Genomic DNA, 25,966 nt, shown 5'->3' with positions numbered 1-25,966 from the left:
CCGCTCCTCACGGGTCAATCCTCGTTGCCTTGCGAGGTGCCTGCCGGTCCGCCGGGCGCCTCATCAGGCTCGGTGACCTTGCGTTTTGGAGTGTAACCGCGTTCTGTGATCTTCTCCAGCAGCGCCGCCTCTTCGGGCGAGAGATCGGGGTTGTCTGACATCACCGCTCCTCCTCCGGCATAGCCGCCGGTTCTCCGGCTTCGATGAACTCCAGCACGTCGAAGTCTTCCGCTCGCAGCCGCAGGCCAGCCGTCCCGTGTACGCGCGCCCCGAATGCTCCGTCGGGGCCCATCGCGCGCGCCGATTCGAGGTACAGCTCGGCCGGGTGCGGGTACGAGGAAGCGTACGACCGGTTGCCATACCAGCCGCCCGCCCAGTTGCCGTCCTTGAGTCGCACGCGCACGAAGCACGGTTCGCGGTCGCGGAACGCATGGTCCCAGGCGCTGGGCGTACGCAGGAACCGAGCCTTGCGCCGCTGTCGATCCACCAGGGAAACGGTGACCGCGGCTGAGGCCGGTGCGACGAGGAACAGCACCACGGCGACGAAGCCGACCACCCGCGACCGCTCCGCGAAGCCGTCCCAGCCCCCGCCGGTGCCCCGAGCCAGGCGAATCAACGCCGGCCCCGCCACCACGGTGTACAGAGCGTCCAGCGCGATCGACGCGACGATTGCCCGCAGCACCCGCTCACCGAGATCACGCTCACCGGGCACAGGTCCCCGGCGACGTTCTCGGACGAACTGGTAGGTGACTCCAGGCAGCACCAGAAAGACGAGCAGAGCGAGCTGCACGACGGTCGCGGGTGCCTGCATTCGCCACTCCCAGTGATTCCCGGACTCCGTCCGATCACGCTACTGGCTCTGCGGTTGGCACAACACCCCTTTCCCTGGATACTGGAGCGAAGCAGCGGCGGCCCGCTTGAGGATCTTGTTGTCGGTTTCCAACGGCCGTTTACAGCGCCATAATTCGGCCAGCTCCTTATTGTGGGCACCTTCCGTCCGGCCGGTTTCACCCTGTCTTATAGCCGTCGCGTCAGTCTGGTTCATTCGGTTCAGTGGACAGGAACAGCTGATTTCCAGGTCCAAGGCGGGCTGGACGAGCGGTTCGTCTCCCTGGCGCGCCAGCTCAATGTCGCGGCGTCGGAACTCGGGCGGGTGTTGTGAGGGCAAGGCGAACAGCCTTCCTGGTGATCAGGGGTGACCCCAGGTCAACAGTGAGCCTTTTTCAGTGAGATGCGGTCTCGCGGAGTTGCAGGGTGTGGTTGGCTTTGGCGAGGCGGCTGGCGCGGTGGGGGCAGCAGCGCAGCTTTCGCAGGATTCGCCATGACTTGAGCTGGGCGTTCGCTCGTTCGCCGGGTCCGCGGAGCTTGGAGTGTGCGTGGTTGGCGTCCTTTTGCGGTTCGGGCTTGTTGCGTCCCTTGTAGGGCGTGAGGATGTGTGCGCCGGCGCCCTGGTAGGCCTTGTCGGCCAGCACCAGCAGGCCGGTGGCGGCCAGGGCCCGGGGGACGCCCCAGATCCGGGCCGCGGTGAGGTCGTGGACCGAGCCGCGCAGGGTCCCGACACCGGGACTGTACGGTTTTCGGTGTAACTCCTGATCAAGGAGTGACACCTGATGACGACAACTGAAGTGAAGGCGGACGGCGTGGTGGCCAAGTCCGACAAGCCCTCCAAGAGCCGCGGCGCGGGCCGGGTCGACCAGGACCTGGTCGGGAAGCTGGTCGCGCAGGCCCGCGAGCAGGGCTTGGAGTTGACCGGTGAGGGCGGGCTGCTGGCCCAGCTGACCAAGCAGGTGCTGGAGTCCGCGCTGGAGGGCGAGATCACCGATCACCTGGGCTATGACCGGCACGACCGGGCGGGCGAGGGTGGAGGCAACTCCCGCAACGGGCATCGCTCCAAGACGGTGACCACCGAGGTCGGACCGGTGGAGATCGAGGTGCCCCGCGACCGGGACGCCAGCTTCGAGCCGAAGATCGTGCGCAAGCGGCAGCGGGGGCTGACCGGGGTGGATGAGATGGTGCTGTCGCTGAGCGCCAAGGGCCTCACCCACGGCGAGATCTCGGCGCACCTGGCCGAGGTGTATGGCGCGTCGGTGTCCAAGCAGACCATCTCCACCATCACCGACAAGGTCATCGACGGCATGGTCGAATGGCAGAACCGGCCGCTGGACCCGGTCTATCCGGTGATCTTCCTGGACGCCATCCAGGTGAAGATCCGTGATGGGCAGGTCGCCAACCGCCCCATCTACGTGGCGTTGGCCGTCACCGCCGACGGCACTCGCGACATCCTGGGCTTGTGGGCCGGCGACGGCGGTGAGGGCGCCAAGTACTGGCTGCACGTGCTCACCGAACTCAAGAACCGCGGGGTCGCCGACGCCTGCATGGTGGTCTGCGACGGGCTGACCGGCCTGCCGGACGCTGTCGCGCACGTGTGGCCGCAGGCGCTGGTGCAGACCTGCATCGTGCACCTGCTGCGCAACTCCTTCCGCTACGCCGCCCGGCAGGACTGGGACGCCATCGCCAAGGCGCTCAAGCCGGTCTACACCGCACCTACCGAATCGGCGGCGATGGAGCGGTGGCTGGAGTTCGCCGAGGCCTGGGGCGCCAAGTACCCGGCGATCATCAGGCTGTGGGAGAACGCCTGGGCCGAGTTCGTGCCGTTTCTGCAGTTCGATCCCGAGATCCGCAAGGTCGTGTGCTCCACCAACGCCATCGAATCGGTGAACGCCCGCATCCGCCGTGCGGTCAAGGCCCGCGGCCACTTCCCCAACGAGCAGGCCGCACTCAAATGCGTCTACCTCGCGGTCATGAGCCTGGACCCCACCGGCACCGGCCGCAAACGCTGGATGACCCGCTGGAAGGCCGCCCTCAACGCCTTCGAGATCACCTTCGAAGGCCGCCTGGCCGCCGCCCCCAACTAGACCCCGCAAGATCGAGTTACACCGTTAACTGGACAGACCCGCGCCGCCGACACCCCAGACCAACACCAAACGCTGCTACCCCTCCATCTGGCACCTACCGGGTCAGACCACTCCCCACGATGACTGGTTCAACAGGTTCGTCACCACATCGGTGGTGGAGAAGGACCGCACCGGCGGTTCTCCCGACATGGCCACCCAGTACGAGTACATCGGAGATGCGGCCTGGCACTTCGACGATGACGACGGCCTTACCCGCGAGAAGTTCAAAACCTGGTCCCAATGGCGCGGATACGGCCAGGTCCGCGTCAAGACCGGAAGCCTTGCCAACCCGTCCACGCAGACCGACACGTACTACCTGCGCGCATGCACGGCGACAAGGCCGCCCTTGACGGAGGCAGCAAGAGCGTCACCGTCTCCGATGGCGAAGGCGGCACCCACACCGATGCCGAGGGCTTGGACGGCTTCGTCCTCAAGACCGTCAACTACGCCGGCCCTGGCGGCACCGTCCACGACAAGACCGTCAACGTACCGTGGCGGCTGAAGACCGCAACCAGGACACGGTCGTGGAGCACTGTCACCGCGGAGGCAGTGCAAACCGACAACAGCCGCACCTGGACCGCGATGGATGGCGGCACCTGGCGCGAGACCAAGGTCGCCTCGGTCTACGAGACCGACTTGAAGAAGGTCGGCCGCGTCAAGCAGGTCGACGACTTCGGCGACGTCTCCACCGCCATCGACGACAGGTGCGCTCGCACCGAATACGCCGACAACCTTGACAAATGGATGGTCTCCTACGAGTCCCGGGTCGAGACAGTTTCGGTGAAATGCGGCGCGGAGGTGGACAGGTCAAAGCAGCTCATCTCCGATGTACAGACGTATTACGATCAGGGCGAATTCGGTGACGCACCCACCAAGGGCGCCATCACGAAGACTCAGCAGGTGTCGGACCATGACGGAAGCAAGGCGAAGTACGTCACCGACAAGGAGACGACCTACGATCAGTTCGGTCGGCCTCTGACGGTGACGAATGCGCTGGAGCAAACGACGACCACGGCCTACACCGACACCGGTGGCCTGACAACGAAGACCGTCACCACCACACCCCCCGCCATTCCTGGAAACCTCACCACGGCGCTCAAGGCCACGGAACAGTTGGATCCCGCATGGGGCCTGCCTTCGGTCAAGTTCGACACCTCCAACGGCAACCTGCGCACGGATCTGGAATATGACGCACTAGGGCGCCTCACCAAGGCATGGCTGCCGAACCGGCCCAAGGCGGGCGGGGGTTCTCCCAGTCTGGAGATGGGCTACCGGGTCGCTGAGGGACAGATCGTCGCCGTCACCACAAAGAGGCTGACCAATACGGAAGGCCAGCAGGCGTCGGTCGAACTGCTGGACGGCCTGCTACGCACACGCCAGACGCAGCTGCCAGGACCGGCGGGCCGGTTGATCAGCGACACCTTCTACAACTCGCGGGGAGCGATCGCGAAGGAGTATGAGGAGTACTCTGCCGCCGGCGCCCCGCAGCCCGCGCTCTTCGGAGTCGAGCTTCCGGGAGACGTCGAGACGCAGACCGACCATGCGTATGACGGTCTCGGCCGGCAAACCGTCGAACGGCTTCTGGTCGGCAAGGACGAAGGAGCGCAAGAGAAGTGGCGCACGACCACTACGTACGGCGGGAACTGGAAAGCTGTCGATCCGCCAGAAGGCGGCACAGCGACCGCGGAGTTCACCGATGCGCGCGGTCAGATAGTTGAGCGCCGCGAATATCGCGGCGGCAGCCCTTCGGGGGTGTACGACGGCACGCAGTACAGCTACAGCCCGGCAGGCCTGCTGACCACCGTCAAGGACCCGTCCGCCAACATCTGGACCTACACGTACGACCTTCGAGGCCGCAAGACCGAGGTTACGGACCCGGACGCGGGAACCAGTACGTACACCTACGACGACCTGGACAGGATCGAATCCACGACCGACGCGCGTGGCGCGACGGTATTCAACGCTTATGACGGCCTCGGACGTCCGACCGGGAAGCGAGAAGGATCCGAGACCGGCCCCCTGCTGGCTTCCTGGACCTACGACACGGCGACGCGCGGCAAAGGCAAACTAGCGTCCTCCACCAGGCACGGCCCCAACGGGGACTACACCAAGCAGGTCGCCGGCTATGACGTGCTCGGCCGCCCCGAATCGACCAGCATCGACATTCCGGGTACCGAAGGCGCCCTGGCCGGTCACTACACCTTCAGCCAGACCTACAACCTGGACGGGACGCCCAAGGACGAGACCGTTCCGGCAGTCGGCGGCCTCGCGCAAGAGACGTTGAGCCTGTCCTACGATCAATTCCAGCGGCCGACACGAATGGCCGGCCAAATCGGCACCTATGTCAACGCCACCGAGTACACGCCGACAGGCAAGATAAAGCTGGTCGAATTCGGCGCAGGTGATAAGCGGGCATGGAATACCCTGAGCTGGGAGTACGGGACGCAGCGGCTCGCAGGCTCCCGAACATACCGGGAAAATGTAGCGGGCAACGACCGCGAATCCACTTACAAGTACGACGCTGCAGGGAACATCCTGCAGATATCCGATGTTTCTACCGCCGGTATCGACACCCAATGCTTCAAATATGACCACCTACGGCGGCTCACGGACGCCTGGGCGGTTTCGCAAAGCGAATGTCCAGCGGCTCCCTCCACCTCCGGCGGCCCTGCCCCCTACAGGCTGGCATACACCTACAAACTCGACGGCAGCCGTCAGAAGGAAGATGCATACGATACTTCCGGAACGCTGATCTCCACCCGAACCTACCAATACAAGGGAGGCCCGGGAGTCGGAGAAAGCATCCAGGCCCACAGGCTCGGAGGCGTCACCCAGACCGGTGACAGCCCCTTCACCGGTCCAGCCAGTAATACCGAGAGCTACGAGTACGACGCCGCGGGAAACCCCACCACTCGACAGATCGGAAGCAGCACGCAGAAGCTGGAATGGACGCCCGAAGGTGACCTCGCCAAGGTCACCGAGGGCGACAAGACCACCAGCTTCGTCTACGACGTCGACGGCAGCCGCCTCATACGCCGCGATCCCACCGGCGCCACGCTCTATCTCCCCGGCGCCGAAGTGCGCGCACCCGCGGGAGCCGCCACGGCGGCCGGGACCCGCTACTACACCTTCGGCGAGCAAACGTGGCGATGCGTGACTCCTCCGGAGTCCGCTATCTGATCGGCGATCACCAGGGAACCTCTCAGGTCGCGATCAACGCCGGCGACCAGAAGTCCTTTGTTCGCAGGTTCACCCCCTTCGGGCAACCACGCGGAACGGCCGAGGAAGATAGCTGGCCTAACGAAAGGGGCTTCCTCGGGGGAACAGCCGACCCGACGGGCCTGACCCATCTCGGCGCCCGCGAGTACGACCCCGATACCGGCCGTTTCATCTCGGTGGACCCCGTCATCGACGCAGCCGATCCGCAGCAGATGAACGGTTACACCTACGCCGGAAACTCCCCTGTCACCTACAGTGACCCGTCTGGGGAGACTCGCTGTGATGTAGGCGCATGTCCGACGCCGGAGCAGAGCCGGTGCGCCCCGGCGATGGGTGGATGCACCGATACCGACGGTAACAGCATACCCAATGGCATGGGGCCCAACGGACGTGATCCAGGACCCGACAACTACGGCCCAGAGCAGGACATCAAATCCCGGACGACGACGCTGGGAAACAAGGTAATCGTCGCGCCTTCCTCGGGTGCACTTGCGGCGGCGAGGAACAAGGCAAGAAGCAGGATTCCGGCAAGACTCCTGGATAATTGCAGCGAGGGAAACAGGCTCGCGTGCGACTGGACCGACCCGATGATGGGTAAGTTCATCTGCGAGGACAATCCGGATTGGTGCATTTCCTACACTGCAGGAAAAGAAATACCCGTCGTCGTGGCGGCGGCGGCAGCGACTGGGGGGAAGAGTGGAAGCAGAAGGCCTCCATAATCTCCGAGTCCTGATTCTGGATGAAAAAGGAAAGATCCTGCGCACCAAAACCTTCAAGAGCGGCTTCCATGACCTGACCTCCAAGCAGATAGAGCAGGGTTTTCCCAAGGCGATGCAGGCGGCTCATACAGAGCCGAAGGCGTACCGTCATTTCCGCTCCTATGTTCGCCCTGGGTACAGCGTCGTCATGATTGGAGATTATGCGGCATGCAACGTCTGTAAGGGCACCATGAACAAATGGTATCGCGAATCCGGGGGGAGGATAACGATCGTGTACAACGCTCCCGGCGAGGCGGTCTGGCAGTCCAACGGAGGCCGAACATGGCTGAGGTACCTGCGCTCGTCTCGGCGCTGACAACTCAGTGCGCGCACCCCGGGGCCCACTCTGGGTGCGCGCCGAGGAAGCCGAGTAGGCGCGATATCTCCCGCCTACTGGATACCTTTCCATCCTGTTCGGCGCTCGCCCTGCCCTTCGCCGACACTACCTCGACACGAGTGGTAGAGTCGGCACCTCATCACCGTCGGCTGTGAAGAGGGACTGAGATGAGCGATGAGTACTTCGTTGCGATTCCGATGAAGATTCGCATTGCCGATCTTGCCGGCATCGATGAAGCGGCAAGATCTGAAATTGAAGTGCTCCGCGCAAGGAACCCGCAGGACGGCACTCTTGCGGAAGTCGCGGCATCACCGATGGTAGGGCTCGAGTGGTTCCTGGGCGCCACGCGCCTCACGTACCTCTTCGAAGGCGTCGAAGTGCTAGCCGAGATGCCGGATATAACCGCGGCATCGATCTTCCCGCCCTATAAGACTGGAGAACACCTCCACGACGTGTGGATCGACGAATATCCCGAGTATGTGGGTGACGGAGGCCCCCCAGAGCCCGTGCGGGTCTGGGGGTTCGGCGCCGATGTCGTCGGGGAAGATGCCAACTCCGACAGCTACACCATTGGCTTGTCTGAGACCATGTCCGGGGATGGTCAGTATCTGACCTTCTCCATCCTGACCGGCGAACCTGGCCCCGGCGATACCTACTCGATCGCGGCCCCCGCCGGCACTTACGCCGGCGGCCTCCTCGAATGCCAGATCATCGATGACCTGGCCGTCTTCGTGTTCACCGCAGAAGCCGCGGAAGCCCTCGGCGCGGACGAAAGGGTGACGGTGGGCCTGTCCGATGTGAGCCGGTCCCAGCGCACCATGCTCAAGCAGGGTCTGCGGAAGGTGCTCACGTGGGGCAATGCGTCCAATGCTCCGCACCTGAATTTCTAGTCGTACTACTGGGCCGGCGACGCCGCGCCAGGACGGCTCGTCGGGACGGCGGGGCGAGGATCGGTTTCCGGCCAGCGCCGAGGCGGCCGTCACCAGGTTGGAGGCCATCGCCCGGCCTGTGCTTTCCGACCGGGCCCGTCCCTCCGTGCTCCCCCGGTAGCTGGGCCCGGTCCCGGACCCCTGTTGCAGTACGTCCAGGCCTGGCCGGGAATCTTGTAGCCGAACTCGTTGAGCGCACCGCTCAGATTGTTGACCACGTGGTGGGCGCTGTCCTCGCTACCGGTGACGATCACGCCCGCGACCCGGTTGAAGGCGGCCGGACGGCCATCGTCGTCGGATTCGGACAGCATCGCGTCCATCCGCTCGATGGCCCGCTGGGCGATCGAGGCGGCTGTCTGGCCCAGGTCGGCGAGGCGAGCATGAGGATCTCCGGCTCCAGCAGTGACCGGTGCACGGCGGGCCACGGGTCGCCCTTGCCCAGCTCGGTCTCCACGCCGGACGGGATGTCCAGATCGACGGCGCGGATGCTCTCCACCTCGACGTCTCTGGCCCGCAGGGCGTCTGCTACCACGGCCGCGAGCGCCTCGTGTTGGACGTCTCGGGCGAGCGTTTCAGCGTGCAGTTGATCTCTACGGCGCGCATCGCGCCTCCCTCTGGTTTCGGCCGATCCCGCTCATCGCCGAGTACCCCGATCGCACACGGCAACGTCAGTACCGCTCACCAACGATAGGTTCGGTAGCACCACCACCCACCCCGGCCAGAAGCTGGTCTGGGATGCTGAGGGCAACCTGTCCAAGGTCACCGATGACGCGGGTAAGGAACTGGCCAGCTACATCTATGACGCTGCCGCCAACCGCCTGATCCGCAAGGACACCAACGGCAAGACCCTCTACCTGCCCAGCCAGGAAGTGAAGGTGTCACCGAGCGGAACCGTCACCGCGGTCCGCTATTACAGCCACGCCGGTCAGAACGTCGCCTACCGGACGGGCACCTCCAGCTCCACCGTCCAGTTCCTCGTTCCCGACTACCAGGGCAGCGCCGACACCACCGTCAACGCCGTCGACCAGGACAACTGGAGCGTCCGCCGATTCGCCCCGTTCGGCAACGAGCGCAGCAGCCCTATCGGTCTGTGGCCCACACTGATGGACAAGGGCTACGTCGGCGGCACCAAGGACATCACCACCGGCCTCACCCATCTGGGTGCACGGGAGTACGACCCGGTCACCGGCCGCTTCCTCAGCGCCGCCCCAGTCACAGGCGGCGGCGACCCCCTTACCGCCAACGGATACTCCTACGCAGGCAACAACCCCGTCGACCACGCCGACCCCAGCGGCCAGTACCGCGACGGCGGCTTTCGGCCAGGGCCCAGCAGCTACGGCAACGATGGACCACGCGAACGCTGGGACAACGCCAACCAGCACCGCAACTCCTTCAGAAGAGGAGGAGGGGGCGGCGTCTACCTCGCCCCCCACGCGCCCCCAGCAGTGGCGGCCGCTGGGTCGGAAAAGTTCGCTGATACGGCGAAGCGTTATGACTGGCAGGGGCCCTTACGGTGCGGCTCGTATCGCGTTTGAAATTCCTATCGGTCGCCTGGAGGAATTTTAACTCCCTTACCGTGGATCGAATCTGGCAGCCAATGAAGAGGTGAGTCGTGGATGAGCATTCTGCATGAAGAGTTCGACGTGAAGGTAGTCAATAATCGCCCTTGGGGTGTGGAGGTCGAGTTTCCTGATGGAACGCACGGTCTAGTTGACAATCTTAAGAATCCAGAGTGGCTGGCGGGTGATTCCGGCCCTAATGTCGGCAAGGTAATTCGTGTGGCAGTCATAGATGATATGAGATCGCCAATACGTGTCAGTGCACTGGCTGAGGATATTGCGATCGCGCGGAGGATTAGAGATTCGACATCTGATTATTAGTGCTCCTAGATTAGAGGGTTCTTTGTGGGGCTGACGGTATGAGCCGGATTCACTCTTTAATCAAGTAGACGTGGCATGTCGACTGGATCGTGTCGGTTCCACTATGCGAATTGGACACTCAAATGTTTAGAAGAGAGTCCTAGCCGTTGCCGGTCGTGCGGGGGAGGGGTACGAGGCGGCCGTGGCTGTGACGGCGAACCCAGCACATCCGGCCAGGAGCCGCGCAATAAGCGCACATGCAGTCTGGGCCATCGCGACCAGAGCGCTACTCTGGACGACGCTGGCAGAGATGTTTGGAAGCGATTCGAAGGGCAGCGGTTTCCGTCAGGCCGGATCCATGATCCGTCTAAGGCTATATCGCGCGTTGCTGCGCGCACGCCGCGTGGATCAGGAAGCTGCTTGAGCGGTCTGCTGGATGGCAGAAGATCCTTGGGCAGCAGGTTGCCGCGGGCGCGAGCAAGACGGCCTACGCGCAGATGCGGGTCTCCCACCGGGGCATACCGGCTGCGAAGGCAGCGCAGATCGCAGGCTTCCGGATCGTCTCCGACACAAACCCCAGATTGCGATGATCGAAACGGTGTCGCGCGATCCGGCGCCTTGGGCCGATGACTCCATCCTTGAGTATGCCCGCTGAGGCTGGCTTCTGACCCGTCCCAGGGCCGCCTTGCACCGCGAGCGGCGCGGAGGAACTCTGGGTGATGGATGTGATGAGGAGCCGAGGGAGCCAGTCTTGGGAGCCACCGCAGTCAGGCTCCCATCGACTCAACTCGACGTAGTCAGGGCGTTTGTGCAGGTGGGAGGCTCCCCGTTCGACTCGGATCGACCTAGATCGACTTGCCTGCTTTGCTTCACACCGAAGAGGCCACTGGTTCGAACCCAGTATCGCCCACCCCAAGTTTCCGCAGGTCAGAGCGTCGTCCACGGCGCGATCTCGTGTGTTTCAATGAGCGCTTTCGTAGTCTCGGGAGCCAGTTTCGGGAGCCACCGTACGCTTCGCAGATTCCCGAAGCGCTCACACGGGTGCCCGATCAATTTGAGTGCGTCGTCCGGCGGCCGGTCGAGGTCGGTGACGATAGCCCGGCTGACTGCTTTAGAACCTCGTTGCTCACTTGGAGTCGTCTGCGTTCTCGGCGCGCCTCGCGTCCGCTGTCTGCGCTTGATCGAGTAGCGCCCACGGTGTGGCGCTGACCGCAACAACGGTCCGAGTCGCTCGACTGGCCTAGCTGATGTGGAGACCCAGGCGTTCGCTGTACCGGGAAGACGGCCGACCTGGAGTCGAGGGAACGCCGGCAGTGGGGTGCTCGTGTTGTGTGAACCGATGCCGAGTGGTGAATTTCGCGGAGCGCCGATCTGGTACCAGCCCCAGCGTTAGTGCCTGCCCACCTCGCTCGGCCGGACGGCGGATGGCGCCGGTACCGGGCTCCAGTTCGGTGGTGATGGAGGTTCGTCTGCTCAGGATCGGTCGAGTGCGTTGAGTTCCTCCCGTGAGGAGGCCGCTGGGTTGGGTCCTGCGGGGATGGCTGGGCGGTCTTGTCTGCTGAGATGCTCGATCTCGTCGCGATGGGTGCTCAGGACGGCCAGGAAGGCGTGGACCATCTCGGGGTCGAGTGAAGTGCCCGCGCACTGGCGCAGCACGTCGGTGGCTTGGGGGATGGGCCGTGCCAGGCCGGTGCTGCGGGTGGTGATGATGGCGTCGAAGCAGTCGACCACGGCCACCGTCCGGGCGACCTGGGGGATGTCGGTGCCGACCAGGCTGTGGGGGTAGCCGCTGCCATCGAATCGTTCGTGGTGGTGCAGGATCCCGGCGACCGTGTCGCGCATGAGCGGATCGGCGCCGAGGCCGGGGATGGTCTGGGTGAAGAACTCCGGGAGTTCCCGCACAACCGCGGCACCGTGGTGAACGTGCAGCTGGATGATGCGGTATTCCGCTTCGGTCAGCGCGCCGGGCTTGAGTAGCACGGCGTTGGGGACGGCGAGTTTGCCGATGTCGTGTAGCAGCCCGGCCAGACGGGCCGCCTCGATATGTGCGACTCAGCGCATGTGCTTGCGCCTCGCCCTGGCCGTCGAGGCTGGCCTGGGCCGCTCCGGTGGCCTGGCACGATGAGAATCTGACCGGGGGCGAGGCAGAACTGCAAGCAGTCAAGCCGTCCGGGCGAGCGTCGATGGGGGTTCTGTATGGCCGACGTCATCTACAGGGTCGCGGGCGCCACGGAACGGCTGGCCGTGGCGGAGCTGTGGCGCAGGGTCGAGAATGACGCCGAGTTCATGCTCGCGGAACCCGGCGAGAGAGCTGTCCCGATGGAGGATCGGTCGTTCGAGCTCGTGGCCGGCGGCACCCCGCTACTCGGCGCACTGCGCGTGGCCGTCGGGCGGTTCCAGCGGGTCGCGCACTGCGGGCACCTCGTCCTCGGAGTGCTGCCCTCACACCGAGGACGAGGAATCGGGACCGGCCTGGTGCACAGACTTATCAAGCATGAAGCCCCCGAACGGGGCCTGACCCGGCTCCAGTTGAACGTCGCCGTCGAGAACCCAGCACACCGGCTGTACCAGCGGCTGGGGTTCACGATCGAAGGTGTCCGCAAGCACGCAGTCATCGTGGACGGGATTCCGCGCGACGAGTACGCGATGGCTCTCCTGTTGTAGCCGGACGCGCCGCCAGCGCCACCCCTGCCTCAAAAGCTCCCGACCTCAGTGTCGGGCAGTGAACGGCGAGTATGAACCTCGTCTCGGTGTCCAACGCGCGGTGAAGCTCGGCAAGGGCCTCATTCCGCGCGGCTGAAGGGCCGGATGGGCGCCATGGCTCCAGCATGACCGCCAGAGCGGCGCCTTTTGGGTGCTTGCGGGTGACCCGCGCGCCGACGTTCAGAGCATCCAGCAGATCGGACGGCGTCCTCCTGCGGGGTGGCGTGCGGCGACTTCCCAGGCGCCGGCTATTCCTGAGCCTGGAGGGGTCGGGGAGTCCGAGCTCGGCGGCGGTGGGAGCGTTATGGGGCCAGCCGGGGTCTCGGAGCGCATCGGTGTCGTTTTTTCCCACCTGAACGCAAGGGCCAGTGCGAGAGGTTTCACGCCGCCCCCTTTAGAAGGGAGTCGTGCGGAGTCGGCACTGGACGATGCAGGCGCGGCTAGGGCGTGTCTCAAAGGCAGATCAGCCAGTCGTTGATGACGGCGATGTGGAGGGTGGCTTCGTAGCGGACGGCGAGCTTGTCATACCGGGTGGCCACGGCTCGGTGGCGTTTGAGGCGGTTGATGGCGCATTCGACGGCGTGCCGCTGCCGGTAGTCCTGCGCGCAGAACACTGGTGGGCGCCCACCCCGGCTGCCCCGCTTTGCGCGGTTGCGGGCCTGGTCGGCCTTGACCGGGATCGTGCAGCCGATCCCGCGTCTGCGCAGGTAAGCGCGGTTGGCGTGGGAACTGTAGGCCTTGTCGGCCCGGACGCGCTCCGGTCGTTTCCGCGGACGGCCCGGCCCCACCCGCGGTACCGCGATCCGCTCCAGGACAGGCCGGAACTGCGGCGAGTCTCCCCGCTGACCGGCGGTGACCAGCAGCGACAACACCTTCTGTCCCTGCTCGCACGACAGGTGGATCTTGGTGGTCAGCCCGCCACGCGATCGTCCCAGCGCGTGATCGGCGGGCTCGCCGCCGGCCTCATCCGGGGGTTCGGCCTGCTCATCGGGCCGGGTCCGGGCACCAGCGGCGTGCTAATGAGCCCGAGCGATCGTGGAATCCACGCCAACCTCCCAGGTGATCAGTCCGACCGCGTCCGCCCGGCCTTGCAGCCCGGCCACGACCCGCGCCCACACGCCCGCCCGCTGCCAGCGGCGAAACAGCGAGTACACCGCCTGCCAGGAGCCGTAACACTCCGGGACATCCCGCCAGGGCGCACCGACCCGCACCCGCCACCGGATCCCGTCGATGAGCTGCCGTTTCGTCCACTTTGACGGCCGACCCGGCCCCTTGGGCGCCGGCAGCAGCGGCCCCAGCGCCGCCCACTGCCCATCGGCCAGGTCGAACCGCCGCGTCACCGCTAGGGTGGCCACGAGGTCTCCGGTGTTTCTGGTTCTTCTTGGTCGATGAACCCTCTACCGGAGACCTCGCTATTTAGGGATCACGACACACCGTCGCCCACCGGACGGACTTCGAGACACGCCCTAGGAGCGCGCGCGTCCAAGAGGCGGCGTGGCCGAGGTGTCGACAACCTGGCCGGGGCGAGATGTTTCGGTCTGTCGCCGCGGCTGAGCAGCGAGGAGGTCATTGGGGTGTGGGGGGTTCGAGCATGAGGAGCCCGGGCGTCCCTACGATCGGAGGTATGGCAGCGGGGGCGCGGATGCGGGAATTGGTGATCGGCTCGCGGGGGAGTCGTCTGGCGCGAGCGATGGTGGCCGAGTTCCGGGCGCGGCTGGGGTATCGCGGGCCGGTGCGGACGGTGACGGTGATGACGGCCGGTGACAGGGACCGCCGCCGGCCGCTGAAGGAGATCGCGGGGGTCGGGGCGTTCTCTAGCGCGCTGGAGCAGGCGCTCCTGGACGGCCGGGTCGACGTGGCGGTGCACTCGGCCAAGGACCTTGTGGCGGGTGGGCATCCGGACCTGGTGCTGGCGGTCACTCCGCCGCGGGGCGATGTCCGTGACGCGCTGTGTGGCGCAACCTTGGAGACGCTGCCGCCGGGGGCCCGGGTGGGCACCAGTGCGGCGCGGCGCGCGGCGCAGTTGCGGGCGCTGCGGCCTGACGTGCGCGTCGTCGGGATTCGAGGGAACGTTCCGCCGAGGCTGGCGCGCGCTCGTACTCACGGCGGCACTTTGGACGCGGTGATGTTGGCCGCTGCGGGGTTGGACCGTCTGGGCCTGGCAGGCGCCGCCACCCAGCGGCTGCCCGCCGAGGACTTTCTTCCCGATCCCGGCCAGGGCGCGCTGGCGATCCAGGTCCGCCGGGACGACTGCGCCCTTCTGGCCGAGATGTCGCAGGCCGGGGATGCCGTCACCGACGCCGCGGTCCGCGCGGAACGCGCGATGATGCACGCCTTGCGGGGCGGGTGCACCCTGCCGATCGGTGCCTACACCGAGCACACGTCCGCGGGACTGCGCCTCGTCGGGAGCGTCACCAGCCTCGACGGCCGCCACCAGGTCCGCGCCTCCCGTACCGCCGGACCGGAGGAATATCCGGAGGTGCTCGGCGCCCGGCTGGCCGACCTGCTGCGTGCTCGCGGTGTCGAGGCCCTGCTGGACCGAAAGGCGCCCAGTGACGGCAGCGCGGGCCCGGTGAGTCCTAACGCGGACAGCCGCCACGACCCTGCTGGACAGCGCCCAGGGGCTCCAACCTGGCGGAGCGACTAAGAGGTCATAACAAAATGTGTATGTGAAGCGACATCGCGTGATGTCGAGTGTGGTGTGGGCGGGTGCGTAAGGGTGAGCAGCTTCCATGAATCGTCTGCGACAGTTGTGGGAGCTGGTTGAGCCGCTGCTGCCGAAGGTGGAGCGCCGCAGGCGCCATACCGGCCACAAACGGCTGGACGACCGCAGGGGGCTGTGCGAAGCGCCCCGGGTTCGGTAGAGGCTTCAGGTTGTGGCTGTGACCGGTTGTTCTGTGTGGTTCTGGCGGTAGTGGAGGGCCTCGTATTCGTCGGGTGGTACGTGGCCGATCTCACCGTGGAGCCGGGTGGTGTTGTACCAGTCACGTACTCGGCGGTGGCCAGCTCGACGCCGGTCAGGTTCTTCCACGGCCCACGCGGTTTGATCAGCTCGGTCTTGTACAAGCCGATCGCCGACTCCATCAGTGCGTTGTCGAGCGCGTCGCCGACGGTGCCGATGGAGGCGTCGATACCGGCGTCGACCAGGTGCGTGGTGAACCGGAAAGAGGTGTTGCTTGGGTTCAAGGAGTCGTCGCAACACTGCCTGGCGGAGAGCATAGATGCTTGCTGAAGGCTTCGGCGGGAGTCTTCCATCCCAGAGTTTTGCGGGGGCGGCTGTTGAGTGTGGCGGCGACGGCGTCGAGTGCGTCTTGGTCGTGTCCGCTCAGGTCGGTGCCTTTGGGGAAGTATTGGCGCAGCAGGCCGTTGGTGTTTTCGTTGGTGCCGCGCTGCCAGGGACTGTGCGGGTCGGCGAAGTAGACCTCCAGACCGGTGTCGAGACGCAGCTGGGCGTGCTGGGCCATCTCCGCGCCCTGGTCCCAGGTCAGCGACCGGCGCAGCTGCTCGGGCCAGGTGGTGAGCGTGGCCGCGATGGCATCGCGCACCGCCTCGGCGCCGTGCCCGGCCAGCGCCGGGCCGTTCTTTACCCGAGGACCGCCGTGGCCGTCCATCGGCGGCAGGCGCAGCAGCATGGTGTAGCGGGTGGTGCGCTCGACCAGAGTGCCAATCGCCGAGCTGTCGAGCCCGATGATCAGGTCGCCTTCCCAGTGTCCGGGCACGGCACGGTCGTCGGCCTCGGCGGGCCGCTGGCTGATCAGCACCTGGTCGGTGACGAACTTCTTGCCGCGTCCTCGGGTGCGGGCCCGGGGCACCCGCAGTGCCCGGCCTGTCCGCAGGCATGCCGTCAGCTCGCGTGCCACTGCGCGACCGAGGCCCGATAGTCCAGACGGCCACCGCGGGTCGCGGCGTTGCGCCGCAGTTCCCGCGAGATCGTGGACGGATGCCTGCCCAACCGGCGGGCGATCTCGCGCACCCCGTACCGCTGGGCGCGCAGCACGGCGATCTCCTCACGCTCGGCAAACGACAGGTAGCGACCCGACGGCGGGTCCAGGCTGATCGGCGGCATCCCGCCACCCTCACGGAACCACCGCGGCCCCAACGGCTGCGACACGCCGCAGGCGATGGCAGCGGCCTCGCTGGCCAGCCCCTCGGCGATCTTTCGCCAGAACCTCTGCTTCTCCTCACGCCGGTTGACCGGCGGCCGCCCCGGCGACCGCAGCGGCAGCCGACCCGCCCGGATCGCCGCACGCGCTCTTCCCTGCGCCACAACACCCGCTCCTCCGCATCAGGTGTTGCGACGACCAATTGAATCCGCCTTGCGATCCGGCGTCGCTGTGGTGCACCAGCCCTGGCCCGACGGGGTGCCCGGCCCGGTCGCGCCGCCACAGCGCCATGTCCAGGGCGTCCAGCACCAGCCGGGTCCGCTTGGTGGTCGAGGCGGCCCAGCCGACGATCGCGCGGGAGAAGATGTCGACCACGAACGCGACGTAGACCACGCCGGCCCAGGTGGTCACGTGCGTGAAGTCGGCCACCCACCGGCGGTTCGGGCTGCCGGCGGTGAAGTCTCGGCGCAGCAGATCGACGGCCCGGTCATTCCCGTCGTCGCGCACGGTGGTACGGATCTTGCGGCCGCGGCGGACCCCTGCTAGGCCGAGTTCGCGCATCAGGCGCTCAACCGTGCAGCGCGCCACCTGATGCAGCTCCGAAGAGGTCACGGGTTTCGGTCCAGCAGTGCGCGGCGTCGCTCCCGCAGGGCGGCTTCTTGGACTCCGTGGCGGCCACTGGTGCCCCGGTGGGAGGAATTTGGGAGATCATCCTTCTCCCACCGCGAACGAGGCCACAAGAAGACCGCGCTACCAGTCACTCTGCGCGGTCGAAGTCGGGTTGAGTGCTCGCCGCATCTCCGCTCAGGAACCACGAGCCGGGGTGGGCCGGAGTCTGCCTCGCGGCATGCCCGACAGGCCCGTGTGCACGGGGCCCGCGTCCTGTTTCTGCGGGTGCGGATAGCAGGTCACCCTGGCTCGTCTGGAGGCGTCGCTGCCTCTGCTGCCTGGGCCGGGGAGCGCGGCGGTCTTCCTTATCGACGCCTCGCTCGAGGACCTCCTGCGCGTGCTCGGTCAACCGCCGTGCTCTGACCGGCTCTGCCACCAGCCGCCTCCCATCTGGACAACGACCTGTCGTCAACGAGGGTGGAGCCCATCAACCTCCCCGTCCCGGACCCTGTCCGGCGTGTCACCCAACCCGGTGAACGTTTGTGGTCACCGCACTGGGTGTGGGAGGCCCCTGATCTGGACGTGGCGCTAAAGCTCGCCAAGGTCCGCGATCGGAGGATCGGGGTGCGGCCGTTCCAGCCGACGAGGCCGGCGTTCGGGAGGCGATCACCCCTCTCCATCGCGAGGAATGGGGCCGAGTGGTTGTGTCCCTGACCAAGCGTTTCGGTGACCTGGACATCGTCGAGGAATCGGCCGCCGAGGTGTTTGCTGCCGCCGTTCTGCGATGGCCGGCCGATGGCGTGCCGTCCGGCCCCGGCGGCTGATTGACCAGCACCGCCATCCGCAAGGCCATCGACCGGATCCAGCGGAGAACAAACGCGATGACAAGCACGAGCAGGCTCGGACGGTGTACGCCGACGACCGCCCGACCGCGCGGTGTCAACAGCCCGTCTGTTGGGCGTTGTACAGTTTTCCGCACTGCTTGACGAGATGCTGCGCCCCGGCCCCGTCGATGGAGACGAGCATGACGGGACGGTCTGCCGCGTAGTGACGTTCTACATCTCCGTGGAGTTTGACAACCCCGCTGCTCCCATCGACGGGTTGCAGATTCTCCAAGGCCAGTAGGACGCCTCCCCGGTTAAGGTCACCGGTCTGGTCCGGTTGCGGAGAATACACAGTTTGGGCAGCACCGCGCAGAGTACGGACCGCGTCATAGGCCAGGGCGCCGAACGCGTGCGACGGGGCCCGAGTCTCACCCGGTCTCGAGATATCCAGGTCAGCGAGCATTCTGTCGAGGCGCGCGTAGAAGTCGGTGCTGTTGGTGGCGGGGACACCCTGCCAGGCGGCGGCCGACACCAAAGGTGTGTACAGCACCCGTACCCGGTGGTTGCGTCCAATCTCCTTGGCATGGTCGTTGACGTACTGTGTCACCGCGTCTCCGGCCACCACTGTCACGTCGTGACACCGGGACTCCGAGAGCGCATCGATGAACCAGCCGAACTGGGCCGCCCGCCCGGCATAGAAGATGGCGTCGGGTGGTGTTGGCCGGCTGCAGATATCGGTGACCTTGCTGTCCAGGCTTGTCGTGCTGTCATATCGTTCCCCGTCCATGCCGCCTCCGAAGGCACGGAGATACTGCTCACCGAGGTCCTTGGTGTACAGGTCGCCGTTGGTCCCGTCGAACAGCACCAACGGACGGCGTACCGACTTGACCCCCTGCGCGGGGAGCCCCTTCCGGACCCATTCGACGACATGCCGTGCCAGTCGGCTGTTGGGAGGTGACAAGGGGAAGTACGAGGGGACGACGCGTCCCGTCGAGCCGATCCCGAGCCGGTCGAAGGTCCCGGCGGTGCCGATCATGGGGATGGAGCGCTTGCCGAGATCGATGATCGCCTGGTTCACCGGGCTTCGGCTCTCCCCGAACCCGACCACGCCAATGACCTTCTCGTTCTCGTTGACCTTCGCCAGGATCGAGCTGGTGACGGTCGAGGCGTACCGGTACCCGTGGCCGGCGTTGGCGATCAGGATGTGAAGCTGGAGCCGTCCGTTGCCGGATCCGCTGTTGCTGATCAGCTCGGACTGGGCGAGAGCCAGGCCGGCCAGTTCACCATGCACGTCGGCGAGTAGGTCGTCGGAGCCCTCGACGGCTCCGTCGGGGAGGCTGAGGGCACCGAGGTACACGATCGTGACGTACGGTTGGCGGCTCGCGGTCACCCGGCTGTTCGCGTCATGAATTTGGGAGAGCGCCCTTTTCAGGCGCGGGTGGAAGGCGAAGTCGCCATCGCTGATGCCGATGCACTCTCCAGTGCTGACGCGCGAGATGCCCGGGGCGCAGCTTCCCGCGGTGGACGTGACGAGGTGGGTGAGCGGGGCGATCAGCAGCACCAACGCCGCCACCCACGGCAAGAAGGGATCGGCCAGTATCGGTTTCCGCCGCTGGATCGGATCCGGGGTGTTGCTGAAGAGTTCGGCATCGGCGGCGTCCAAGCCCACTCGCAGTACCCGCTTCGAGCCGAGCTCACGATCGCGGGCCAGGGCCCGCTTCCACTCTTCCCAGAGATTGCCAGCCTCGGCGGTGGGCACCTGTTTCGGTGACGGGTGTGCACCGTCGTCGGCCGTGTGCGTGCCCTGGGGCTCGTCGTTGTGGATGTAGATGACGAGCAGGGGGTCGCACGTTGCTGTTTCGTTCCGCACCTCTTCGATGCGCTGGACGAGAGCTTCCCCGGGACCGTCCACCACCAGGGTGGGGTAGCTAGTGCGCGCCCAGGCGACCCGCCGCCATATCCGCCAGTCCCGCTGGTAGCCCTGCCGTAGGTCTTCGAGGAAGGCGTTGACCAGCAGGTGCTCCAGTTCGGAGTTCGCCTTGTCCGCGGCTTGTTCGTCCGCGGATGAGGGATTCCCGTCAGCCGCGCGTCGAGTGCGCACCACCCGTACCGCGAAATCACGGAGTGTGTGAGCTCTCTCTTCCCCTCCGTTCCGTGGGTAGGGCTGGGAGCGGAACAACCAGCGATATCGTCTCCTGCCCGCCCAGGCGCGTGACAGCAGGAACACTTGTGCGGCCCACAGCAGAATGCTGAGCAGGACAGTGATCACGCCGAGCAGGATGCGGGCCTGCGCCGCCCACACTGCGCTGAGTATTGTTCCTGCCGCCGCCCAGGCCGGCAACGGCCCCTCGGCGTAGGCGCGCACGTTCGCCCAGAACGTGCGCTGGTCCGTGCGGGGGTTGAGAGTCTTGCCGCGCTGCCGGAGCATCTCCCCGACCCGCTTGTCCAGCCGGTCCGGCTCGTTGCTGGGTAGATCGTGCTCCCGCTCGGGCTCTGCCAGCCAGACGACCATGTTCAGTAGGGGGAACCGCAGCCGGGGTTCGAAGCGTGGCGCTTGTTCCGACAGGCCTTCCGCCGCCGCGTGCAATTGCGCGGAGATCGCGGTGTACCCCGGCTGGCCTGTCGGAGACGCGGAAGGTGTGATCCGTGCGTGGGGTGCGCCGCTGCACAGTCGGTGGACCGCCGCGATAACGGCGCTCGTCGCCGTCTGCGGCCCGCTGACTTCCAGGGTCGGGAGAGGGACGTCCCCCTCCCGGTGGGTGGGGCGCCGACGCATCTTCTGGATCATTCGTTGAAGATCGTTCGCTCCGTCCACCCGGCGGCGGTATTCCTCGGGGTTCTCGTGCGGGCTCCGGGAAGCTGTGCTGATAGCCACTGATCAGCTCCTTTCTGGTCGTTGCGAAAATCAGCTCACCAGGGATCGGCGTGCCGCGGAAGCCAAACCCGAAAGAAAAATCGAGAGGCAATCCATATGGCACCTGACCTGCGCTTTTGCAAATTGCATTGCAACTGCGTCGCAGCCGAAAGGCCGGTGGTGCGTACAGGATGGCCGCATCGATCGCGCGCCCTGGTTGCTATGTCAGACTTGTCCCCTGCGGTCTTCGTGATCGGTGTAGAGTCCCTCCGCCGCCTACACAGGAGAGTGGGAGATGGGTCAAGCCGACGATGAGATCGCGAAGTTCCGCAGTGTCCTGAAGACGCTCATACGCGATGCTGCGCGCACGAAGGCCGGCAAGGGGCCCGACTGGGAACCCAGAAATAACGAGATAGCTTGGATACTGGGGGTGAACCCGGCAACGATCACTCGTTGGTTCAACGGCCCCAGCCTGCCGCGGAGAACGGCGGTCGCATCCTTCCTGGAAATGGTCGGTTCGGAGTTCGGTGACCACGAAGAATTCTTGCGCTGGTGGGGCAGGGTGGACCGACTCCGCAAGGGGCGGCCGGTTCCTGCGGTGATGGACGGGCCGGAACAACCGCATCCTGCTCCGCAGGAGGCTCCATCGCGACCGGTGCCTCTACCTGCAGAAGAGATCCGCTGGGAAGGAACGGGCGTGGGTGCATCAGTTGGTCCGCTGGACAAAGCAGTCGCCGCACTGGCCAGGAACCTCTACGGGCAATGGGACTCTGAGGCGTCCTACCGCGGGCTTGTCATGCCCCCTCCCATCCCACCGCGCTGGACTCGCACTGAGCGCCCGGTCGCGGGGCGCGTCAGTGTCGCGGTCGGCGACCCGGACAAGCCGGGCCGGTTCCGGGAACTGCCCGAGACCCAGCGGGCGACAGCCGACACCATCCAAGAGGGTGGGCTCAAGGAGCTGTTCGAGATCTACGCCGGCCTTGGCTCCGGCCGGATCATCCTGATGGGCCATTACGGCAGTGGCAAGACCTCCACCGCAATCCTATTGCTGCTCCACGAACTGGACCGTCGCATCGGTCTAACGCGGGACACGAGCAGAAAGACACCCGTACCGCTGCTTCTCACCGCCCAGGACTGGAACTATTCCGAGCAGAGTCTCAGTGCCTGGTTCGCCCAGCAACTGGCGACTACCTACACGTTTCTGGGGTCTGCCGAGTACGGACCCGACGCCGCTTGGCGAGTGGTCCGCGAGGGCCGGGTCGCACTGTTCCTGGATGCTTTTGACGAGCTGGACCCGGAGCGACAGATCGAGGCGATCCACTCGATCAACCGGGAGAGCCAGACCTTTCGGCTGGTGCTACTGACTCGCACCCAGGACTTCACGGCGGCCGTGAAGGCGGGGCACCGCCCCGTACACGGTGCCGTCGCACTGGAGTTGCGACCGGTCACGCCAGATCTCGCGATCTCGTATCTCAAGGATTATCAGCCCTTCCCTGCTCCGGACGACGATCCATTGCGGAAGGTGATCGAACAGTTGGAGACTGATCCTGAGCATCCGATCGGCCGGGCGCTCGACACGCCTTTCAACCTCGCCCTCCTCAGCGCGGACCCTCAGGTCGTCGACGAGTTGTCGACCGCAGGCCCGATCGAGACGCGGGAAAAGGTGGAGGACCTCCTCCTCGGCCGCGTCGTCAGCGTTGCCTACGGACCCGACCAGAGGCGCATTACAGAGGCGGAACGGTATCTCGGCTACCTCGCCGTCCAGATGGACGGCGAGGATCTCTCCTGGTGGCGTATGCACCACTGGGTTCCGCGCTGGGAGCGGTACGTGCTCAACACCCTCGCGGGCACACTGATCATGAGTGTTACCGGCCTGATGGTCTTCGGGCCGGTGGGACAGTACACGGTCACTGGACACACGGGGACGCTCTTCGGTCTAAGCTATGGCGCCGCGATGGGCTCCGTGTTCGGCTTTCTGGCTACGGTCGTCTCCGAGGCCCGCGATCCCCGCCCCAAGGATCCCGAGCGGAGATCGGATCGACGTTCCGGAGCCCGCCGAAGGGTGCTGCCCGGGTTCCCGGACAGAGTGCCGCGCGCTGTCAACCCCGCGGTCGCACTGTTCATTCTCGCCGTGGTGACCATGGCCGTCCGCAACCAGAGCGGCCATCTGCTGTTCGGTCTGCTCGCCGGGGCCGTCGCCAGTTGTGCATCAGGACACGCGGCTACGCGCGTTCGCAGTATTTCCAGTATGCGGCGCCGATGGGCGAGACTGGGCCCAAACCTGACGGACCTGTTGGCCTCGTCGACGATCGGTGTGCCGATCGGATTGGCCTACGGCCTGACCAAGACCCCGGAGTTCGGAGCCGTCGCCGGTCTGCTCACCGGATCCACGTTCGGCTTCATGACCAGCATGGCGCGCCCGACTTCCGATACCGAGACACCACCCGACCCGGAGACCCACTGGAAACAGGATCGCAGCCGCACTCTGCTGGTGGCGCTGACGGCCGCGGTTCCCATCGGGCTGGCGCTCGGCATCCAGAACGGCCGCGCTCACGGCCTGGTCGCAGGGATCACCGCGTTCGTCGGTCTCAGCACAATCCTGGGCTTGGGGACGGCGGCCGGAATCTCCGACATTTGGCGCACGGCTCTGGTCTTCGTGCAACTGCGGTTGCGCGGCGATTTCCCACTGCGCGGCATGCGCTTTCTCCGTGGCGCCCGTAAGAAGCAGGTTCTACGGACGGTCGGCGCGAAGATCCAGTTCAGGCACGATCGAGTGCGAATCGCCCTCACACCAACTCGGCGATGACGGGCACTCGCTCACTGAGCCTTTTCCACCACGTCTGTGGGTGGGTGATCACAGCATGATCGCGGGCGGCGTGGCAGGCCCTGAAACATGAAGAAGCCCTGGTAAAACGGGTGATCCCTCACAACCATCTGCCCCCACCAGGGACTTCACATGCTTTTCTCTCGCCGAGTTCCGGAAGGGCGCGATCCGCAGAAGGCATGCGTTCGGGTAGCTGTGCAGAGGCCCGGACCTCCCTTGCTGCGGAGGGGCACATGTTGTCGCTTCCAGAAGGACGTTAATTGTGGGAGACCGTAACGGACTCGATCTTCCCTAATCTGCGCTGTGGTGTCGTGAAAGATGCTGCTTGACCTGCGGCGATGCCGGGAGGCAGTGTGCCTTGGCCTTGATCGGTCGTGTTCACACCGAAGAGGCCACTGGTTCGAACCCAGTATCGCCCACGTTTTGCCAGGTCAGAGGCTTGCTCGGACGATGAGCAGGCCTCCTTGGCATTGTCGCAACTCCGAAGAGGCCACGGGTCCCCGAACCGGCAGCGCACGACCTCGCCTTCACGGGGCCTTCTTCGACTCCGAGGCAGGGCCACCGGTGGTCCGATGGGAGGAATTTGGGAGATCATAGGCGGGCCACCTGGATCGAGCGGAGCCGCTGCAGCTGCTATGTCGAACCGTCCGACGGCCCTGGGGGGCCCGCTGGTACGGCACGGCCTTCACCGGCTCCGGCTTCGCATTCACGCGCGCATGCCGGGACGTCCTGTTGGGCGCCGGCCGGCCCGTCGCCATGACCGAACGAGCCGTCCGCTACCTCGCCAAGATTCGCGAGGGCGCCACCTCCACTGGCCATCTCGGCGGCACCGTGATCATCCACGATGGAGATGACGTCCGCTGGTCGCCGTTCTGGACCGCGCCCGACCGATCCCGGCGACCACCCGGTCGATCGGCTCTTGGCCCGGTCTCGCCCCGGCCCCCCGCCCGGACTGACGCCAGTGCCGAGGCTCCGCTCGGAGAAGGAGCCCGGATCGGGCCTCCGAGTGGAGCGTCAGTCGGCTGGATGCACGGTTGCGCGGAGTTCGGTGTAGGAGGCGAGTGCGTAGGTGCCGCCGCTGCGTCCCAGGCCGCTGGCCTTGGTGCCGCCGAAAGGGAGGTCCCCCCGGCGGGCGCAGGTGTTGATGCCGACCTGTGCTGCGGCCAGCCGGGCGGCTATGCGGCGCGCCGCGTCGAGGTCGCGCGAGTAGACCTGGTCGGTCAGTCCGTAGCGCGTCGAGTTGGCGATGGCGACCGCCTCGTCGTCGGAGGACGCCGGGGTGACGCGGATGACCGGGCCGAAGGCCTTCTCCCGCATGACTGTCGTCTTAGGGCCGACGCCTCTCACGATGGCCATGTAGAACCGGTACAGCATGATGATGTGGGCGAACGCACTCGCGAGCTCTCCGTGGACCAGAGGAACGCCGCCGGCGGCCTGACCGCGTCGCACGAGATCCTTGAAGGTGTGCCCCATGGCGCGGTGTACCTCAACGAAACCGGTCGACTTCGCCGGTATGTCGGTGGTAATCCCATGGTTGACGACGTCGAACTCGGCAGCGCCATCGTCAGCCGTGACGCCGCTGGGAGACGAGTGGTGAACGTGTGAACCAGGGGGCTGCCTCCTGGTTCAAGGCTGTCCGCCGCGAGCGTGACGAGGCAGGCGACGGCCCGGCCGGGCAGATCGAAACACAGCTCTTCCTTCGTGGCGTAGTGACGATAGATCGACCCGATACTCGAATATGCTCCGAGCGCGATGTCGCGGATGGTCGACACCGCAAACCCCCGGCGGGCAAACACCCGTATGACAGCCGCCTGGATGACCTTGCGTGCCGCCGCTCGCAGCGCCGCATTCCACTCGACAGTGCGCGCATAGACCCTCCAAGAGGAGATGAACCTTCGTTCGTCCTATCAAGCGCGTCGGTCTGACGGCCGCGGGCGCCCACCCGGCCCGGGCCGGGTGGTCGGCCTGGCGGCTGGTCCCGGCAGTCCGGGTG

17 protein-coding genes and 5 pseudogenes are annotated in these 25,966 nt (G+C 66.0%); 11 read left to right on the top strand and 11 right to left on the bottom strand.

What is annotated here, in order from left to right; all coding sequences use genetic code 11:
- Window positions 1–14: 14 nt before the first annotated feature.
- The 3 genes and pseudogenes from CHC11_RS41285 to CHC11_RS12955 all read right to left on the bottom strand — a co-directional run.
- Window positions 15–161, bottom strand: coding sequence for a hypothetical protein (locus CHC11_RS41285; RefSeq protein ID WP_179278834.1), 147 nt, complete (start codon window positions 159–161; stop codon window positions 15–17).
- Window positions 161–811 carry a DUF6338 family protein gene (locus CHC11_RS12960; RefSeq protein WP_089311943.1) on the bottom strand — a complete coding sequence of 217 codons (651 nt, stop codon included), beginning with the start codon at window positions 809–811 and terminating at the stop codon, window positions 161–163. Before CHC11_RS12960 ends, CHC11_RS41285 begins: the two co-directional genes overlap by 1 nt.
- Window positions 812–1,223: 412 nt before the next feature.
- Window positions 1,224–1,556: pseudogene (locus CHC11_RS12955) on the bottom strand (transposase family protein); the annotation flags it as partial.
- Window positions 1,557–1,610: 54 nt separating this feature from the next.
- On the opposite strand from CHC11_RS12955, the gene CHC11_RS12950 reads away from it, so the two are divergent.
- The 5 genes from CHC11_RS12950 (at window position 1,611) to CHC11_RS40275 (ending at window position 8,158) form a co-directional block, all read left to right on the top strand.
- Window positions 1,611–2,915 carry an IS256 family transposase gene (locus CHC11_RS12950; RefSeq protein WP_089311942.1) on the top strand — a complete coding sequence of 435 codons (1,305 nt, stop codon included), beginning with the start codon at window positions 1,611–1,613 and terminating at the stop codon, window positions 2,913–2,915.
- A gap of 363 nt (window positions 2,916–3,278) precedes the next feature.
- Window positions 3,279–6,134 (top strand): RHS repeat protein, encoded by a 2,856-nt coding sequence (locus CHC11_RS12945; protein WP_179278833.1) that lies wholly within the window; start codon window positions 3,279–3,281, stop codon window positions 6,132–6,134.
- On the top strand, window positions 6,104–6,892 hold the full coding sequence (locus CHC11_RS12940; protein WP_245919173.1) for an RHS repeat domain-containing protein: 789 nt from the start codon (window positions 6,104–6,106) through the stop codon (window positions 6,890–6,892). Before CHC11_RS12945 ends, CHC11_RS12940 begins: the two co-directional genes overlap by 31 nt.
- Window positions 6,870–7,247 carry a hypothetical protein gene (locus CHC11_RS40280; RefSeq protein ID WP_179278832.1) on the top strand — a complete coding sequence of 126 codons (378 nt, stop codon included), beginning with the start codon at window positions 6,870–6,872 and terminating at the stop codon, window positions 7,245–7,247. The genes CHC11_RS12940 and CHC11_RS40280 overlap by 23 nt, the downstream gene beginning before the upstream one ends.
- 188 nt (window positions 7,248–7,435) lie before the next feature.
- Complete coding sequence (locus CHC11_RS40275) at window positions 7,436–8,158, top strand: hypothetical protein (RefSeq protein ID WP_143227054.1); 723 nt, start codon at window positions 7,436–7,438, stop codon at window positions 8,156–8,158.
- A gap of 289 nt (window positions 8,159–8,447) precedes the next feature.
- Here the strand turns inward: CHC11_RS40275 and CHC11_RS42070 are convergent, their stop codons facing one another.
- A complete protein-coding gene (locus CHC11_RS42070) occupies window positions 8,448–8,729 on the bottom strand; it encodes a flavodoxin family protein (protein WP_218826058.1) in 282 nt (93 codons plus the stop codon).
- 82 nt (window positions 8,730–8,811) lie between these two features.
- On the opposite strand from CHC11_RS42070, the gene CHC11_RS12930 reads away from it, so the two are divergent.
- The gene (locus tag CHC11_RS12930) at window positions 8,812–9,732 is read left to right on the top strand and encodes an RHS repeat-associated core domain-containing protein (RefSeq protein WP_089311939.1); all 921 of its coding nucleotides are present in this window, start codon (window positions 8,812–8,814) and stop codon (window positions 9,730–9,732) included.
- Between the two features lie 81 nt (window positions 9,733–9,813).
- On the top strand, window positions 9,814–10,077 hold the full coding sequence (locus tag CHC11_RS40265) for a hypothetical protein (protein ID WP_143227052.1): 264 nt from the start codon (window positions 9,814–9,816) through the stop codon (window positions 10,075–10,077).
- Between the two features lie 1,452 nt (window positions 10,078–11,529).
- Here CHC11_RS40265 and CHC11_RS12925 read toward each other — a convergent pair.
- A complete protein-coding gene (locus CHC11_RS12925) occupies window positions 11,530–12,084 on the bottom strand; it encodes an HD-GYP domain-containing protein (RefSeq protein WP_281258315.1) in 555 nt (184 codons plus the stop codon).
- A 168-nt stretch (window positions 12,085–12,252) separates the two neighbouring features.
- Here CHC11_RS12925 and CHC11_RS12920 point away from each other — a divergent pair, with 168 nt between their 5' ends.
- Window positions 12,253–12,720: a GNAT family N-acetyltransferase gene (locus CHC11_RS12920; RefSeq protein ID WP_089311937.1), complete on the top strand. Its 468-nt coding sequence runs from the start codon at window positions 12,253–12,255 to the stop codon at window positions 12,718–12,720.
- A gap of 491 nt (window positions 12,721–13,211) precedes the next feature.
- Here the strand turns inward: CHC11_RS12920 and CHC11_RS12915 are convergent.
- Window positions 13,212–14,099, bottom strand: a pseudogene (locus tag CHC11_RS12915) (IS5 family transposase).
- Between the two features lie 284 nt (window positions 14,100–14,383).
- Between CHC11_RS12915 and hemC the strand changes: the two are divergent.
- Window positions 14,384–15,406 (top strand): hydroxymethylbilane synthase, encoded by a 1,023-nt coding sequence (gene hemC / locus CHC11_RS12910; protein ID WP_245919135.1) that lies wholly within the window; start codon window positions 14,384–14,386, stop codon window positions 15,404–15,406.
- Window positions 15,407–15,941: 535 nt separating this feature from the next.
- Here hemC and CHC11_RS12905 read toward each other — a convergent pair.
- The 3 genes and pseudogenes from CHC11_RS12905 to CHC11_RS12895 form a co-directional block, all read right to left on the bottom strand.
- A pseudogene (locus CHC11_RS12905) lies at window positions 15,942–17,026 on the bottom strand (IS30 family transposase).
- Between the two features lie 49 nt (window positions 17,027–17,075).
- Window positions 17,076–17,450 (bottom strand): annotated as a pseudogene (locus CHC11_RS12900) (DDE-type integrase/transposase/recombinase); the annotation flags it as partial.
- A gap of 960 nt (window positions 17,451–18,410) precedes the next feature.
- The gene (locus CHC11_RS12895; protein ID WP_143227050.1) at window positions 18,411–21,170 is read right to left on the bottom strand and encodes an ABC transporter substrate-binding protein; all 2,760 of its coding nucleotides are present in this window, start codon (window positions 21,168–21,170) and stop codon (window positions 18,411–18,413) included.
- A gap of 274 nt (window positions 21,171–21,444) precedes the next feature.
- On the opposite strand from CHC11_RS12895, the gene CHC11_RS12890 reads away from it, so the two are divergent.
- Window positions 21,445–23,955, top strand: coding sequence for an NACHT domain-containing protein (locus CHC11_RS12890; RefSeq protein ID WP_143227049.1), 2,511 nt, complete (start codon window positions 21,445–21,447; stop codon window positions 23,953–23,955).
- Window positions 23,956–24,987: 1,032 nt separating this feature from the next.
- Here CHC11_RS12890 and CHC11_RS12885 read toward each other — a convergent pair.
- On the bottom strand, window positions 24,988–25,446 hold the full coding sequence (locus CHC11_RS12885; RefSeq protein WP_089311933.1) for an aldehyde dehydrogenase family protein: 459 nt from the start codon (window positions 25,444–25,446) through the stop codon (window positions 24,988–24,990).
- On the opposite strand from CHC11_RS12885, the gene CHC11_RS42590 reads away from it, so the two are divergent.
- A complete protein-coding gene (locus tag CHC11_RS42590; RefSeq protein WP_245919188.1) occupies window positions 25,354–25,578 on the top strand; it encodes a hypothetical protein in 225 nt (74 codons plus the stop codon). The genes CHC11_RS12885 and CHC11_RS42590 overlap by 93 nt on opposite strands.
- Before the next feature lie 95 nt (window positions 25,579–25,673).
- On the opposite strand, the pseudogene CHC11_RS43845 reads toward CHC11_RS42590, so the two are convergent.
- A pseudogene (locus CHC11_RS43845) lies at window positions 25,674–25,769 on the bottom strand (TetR family transcriptional regulator); the annotation flags it as partial.
- Window positions 25,770–25,966: the final 197 nt, after the last annotated feature.

Origin of the sequence: Actinomadura mexicana, assembly GCF_900188105.1 — a bacterium.
GTDB lineage: Bacteria > Actinomycetota > Actinomycetes > Streptosporangiales > Streptosporangiaceae > Spirillospora > Spirillospora mexicana.
The sequence above is the reverse complement of the archived record's forward strand: the minus strand, read 5'-3'. Positions and strand labels throughout refer to the sequence as shown.

Coding starts and splice junctions, on each gene's coding strand:
- CHC11_RS40275 (WP_143227054.1), top strand. CDS start 7,436: ATGAGCGATGAGTACTTCGTTGCGATTCCGATGAAGATTCGCATTGCC.
- CHC11_RS12920 (WP_089311937.1), top strand. CDS start 12,253: ATGGCCGACGTCATCTACAGGGTCGCGGGCGCCACGGAACGGCTGGCC.
- CHC11_RS12940 (WP_245919173.1), top strand. CDS start 6,104: ATGCGTGACTCCTCCGGAGTCCGCTATCTGATCGGCGATCACCAGGGA.
- CHC11_RS12950 (WP_089311942.1), top strand. CDS start 1,611: ATGACGACAACTGAAGTGAAGGCGGACGGCGTGGTGGCCAAGTCCGAC.
- CHC11_RS12960 (WP_089311943.1), bottom strand. CDS start 811: ATGCAGGCACCCGCGACCGTCGTGCAGCTCGCTCTGCTCGTCTTTCTG.
- CHC11_RS40265 (WP_143227052.1), top strand. CDS start 9,814: ATGAGCATTCTGCATGAAGAGTTCGACGTGAAGGTAGTCAATAATCGC.
- CHC11_RS12945 (WP_179278833.1), top strand. CDS start 3,279: ATGCACGGCGACAAGGCCGCCCTTGACGGAGGCAGCAAGAGCGTCACC.
- CHC11_RS41285 (WP_179278834.1), bottom strand. CDS start 161: ATGTCAGACAACCCCGATCTCTCGCCCGAAGAGGCGGCGCTGCTGGAG.
- hemC (WP_245919135.1), top strand. CDS start 14,384: ATGGCAGCGGGGGCGCGGATGCGGGAATTGGTGATCGGCTCGCGGGGG.
- CHC11_RS12890 (WP_143227049.1), top strand. CDS start 21,445: ATGGGTCAAGCCGACGATGAGATCGCGAAGTTCCGCAGTGTCCTGAAG.
- CHC11_RS12885 (WP_089311933.1), bottom strand. CDS start 25,446: ATGGGGCACACCTTCAAGGATCTCGTGCGACGCGGTCAGGCCGCCGGC.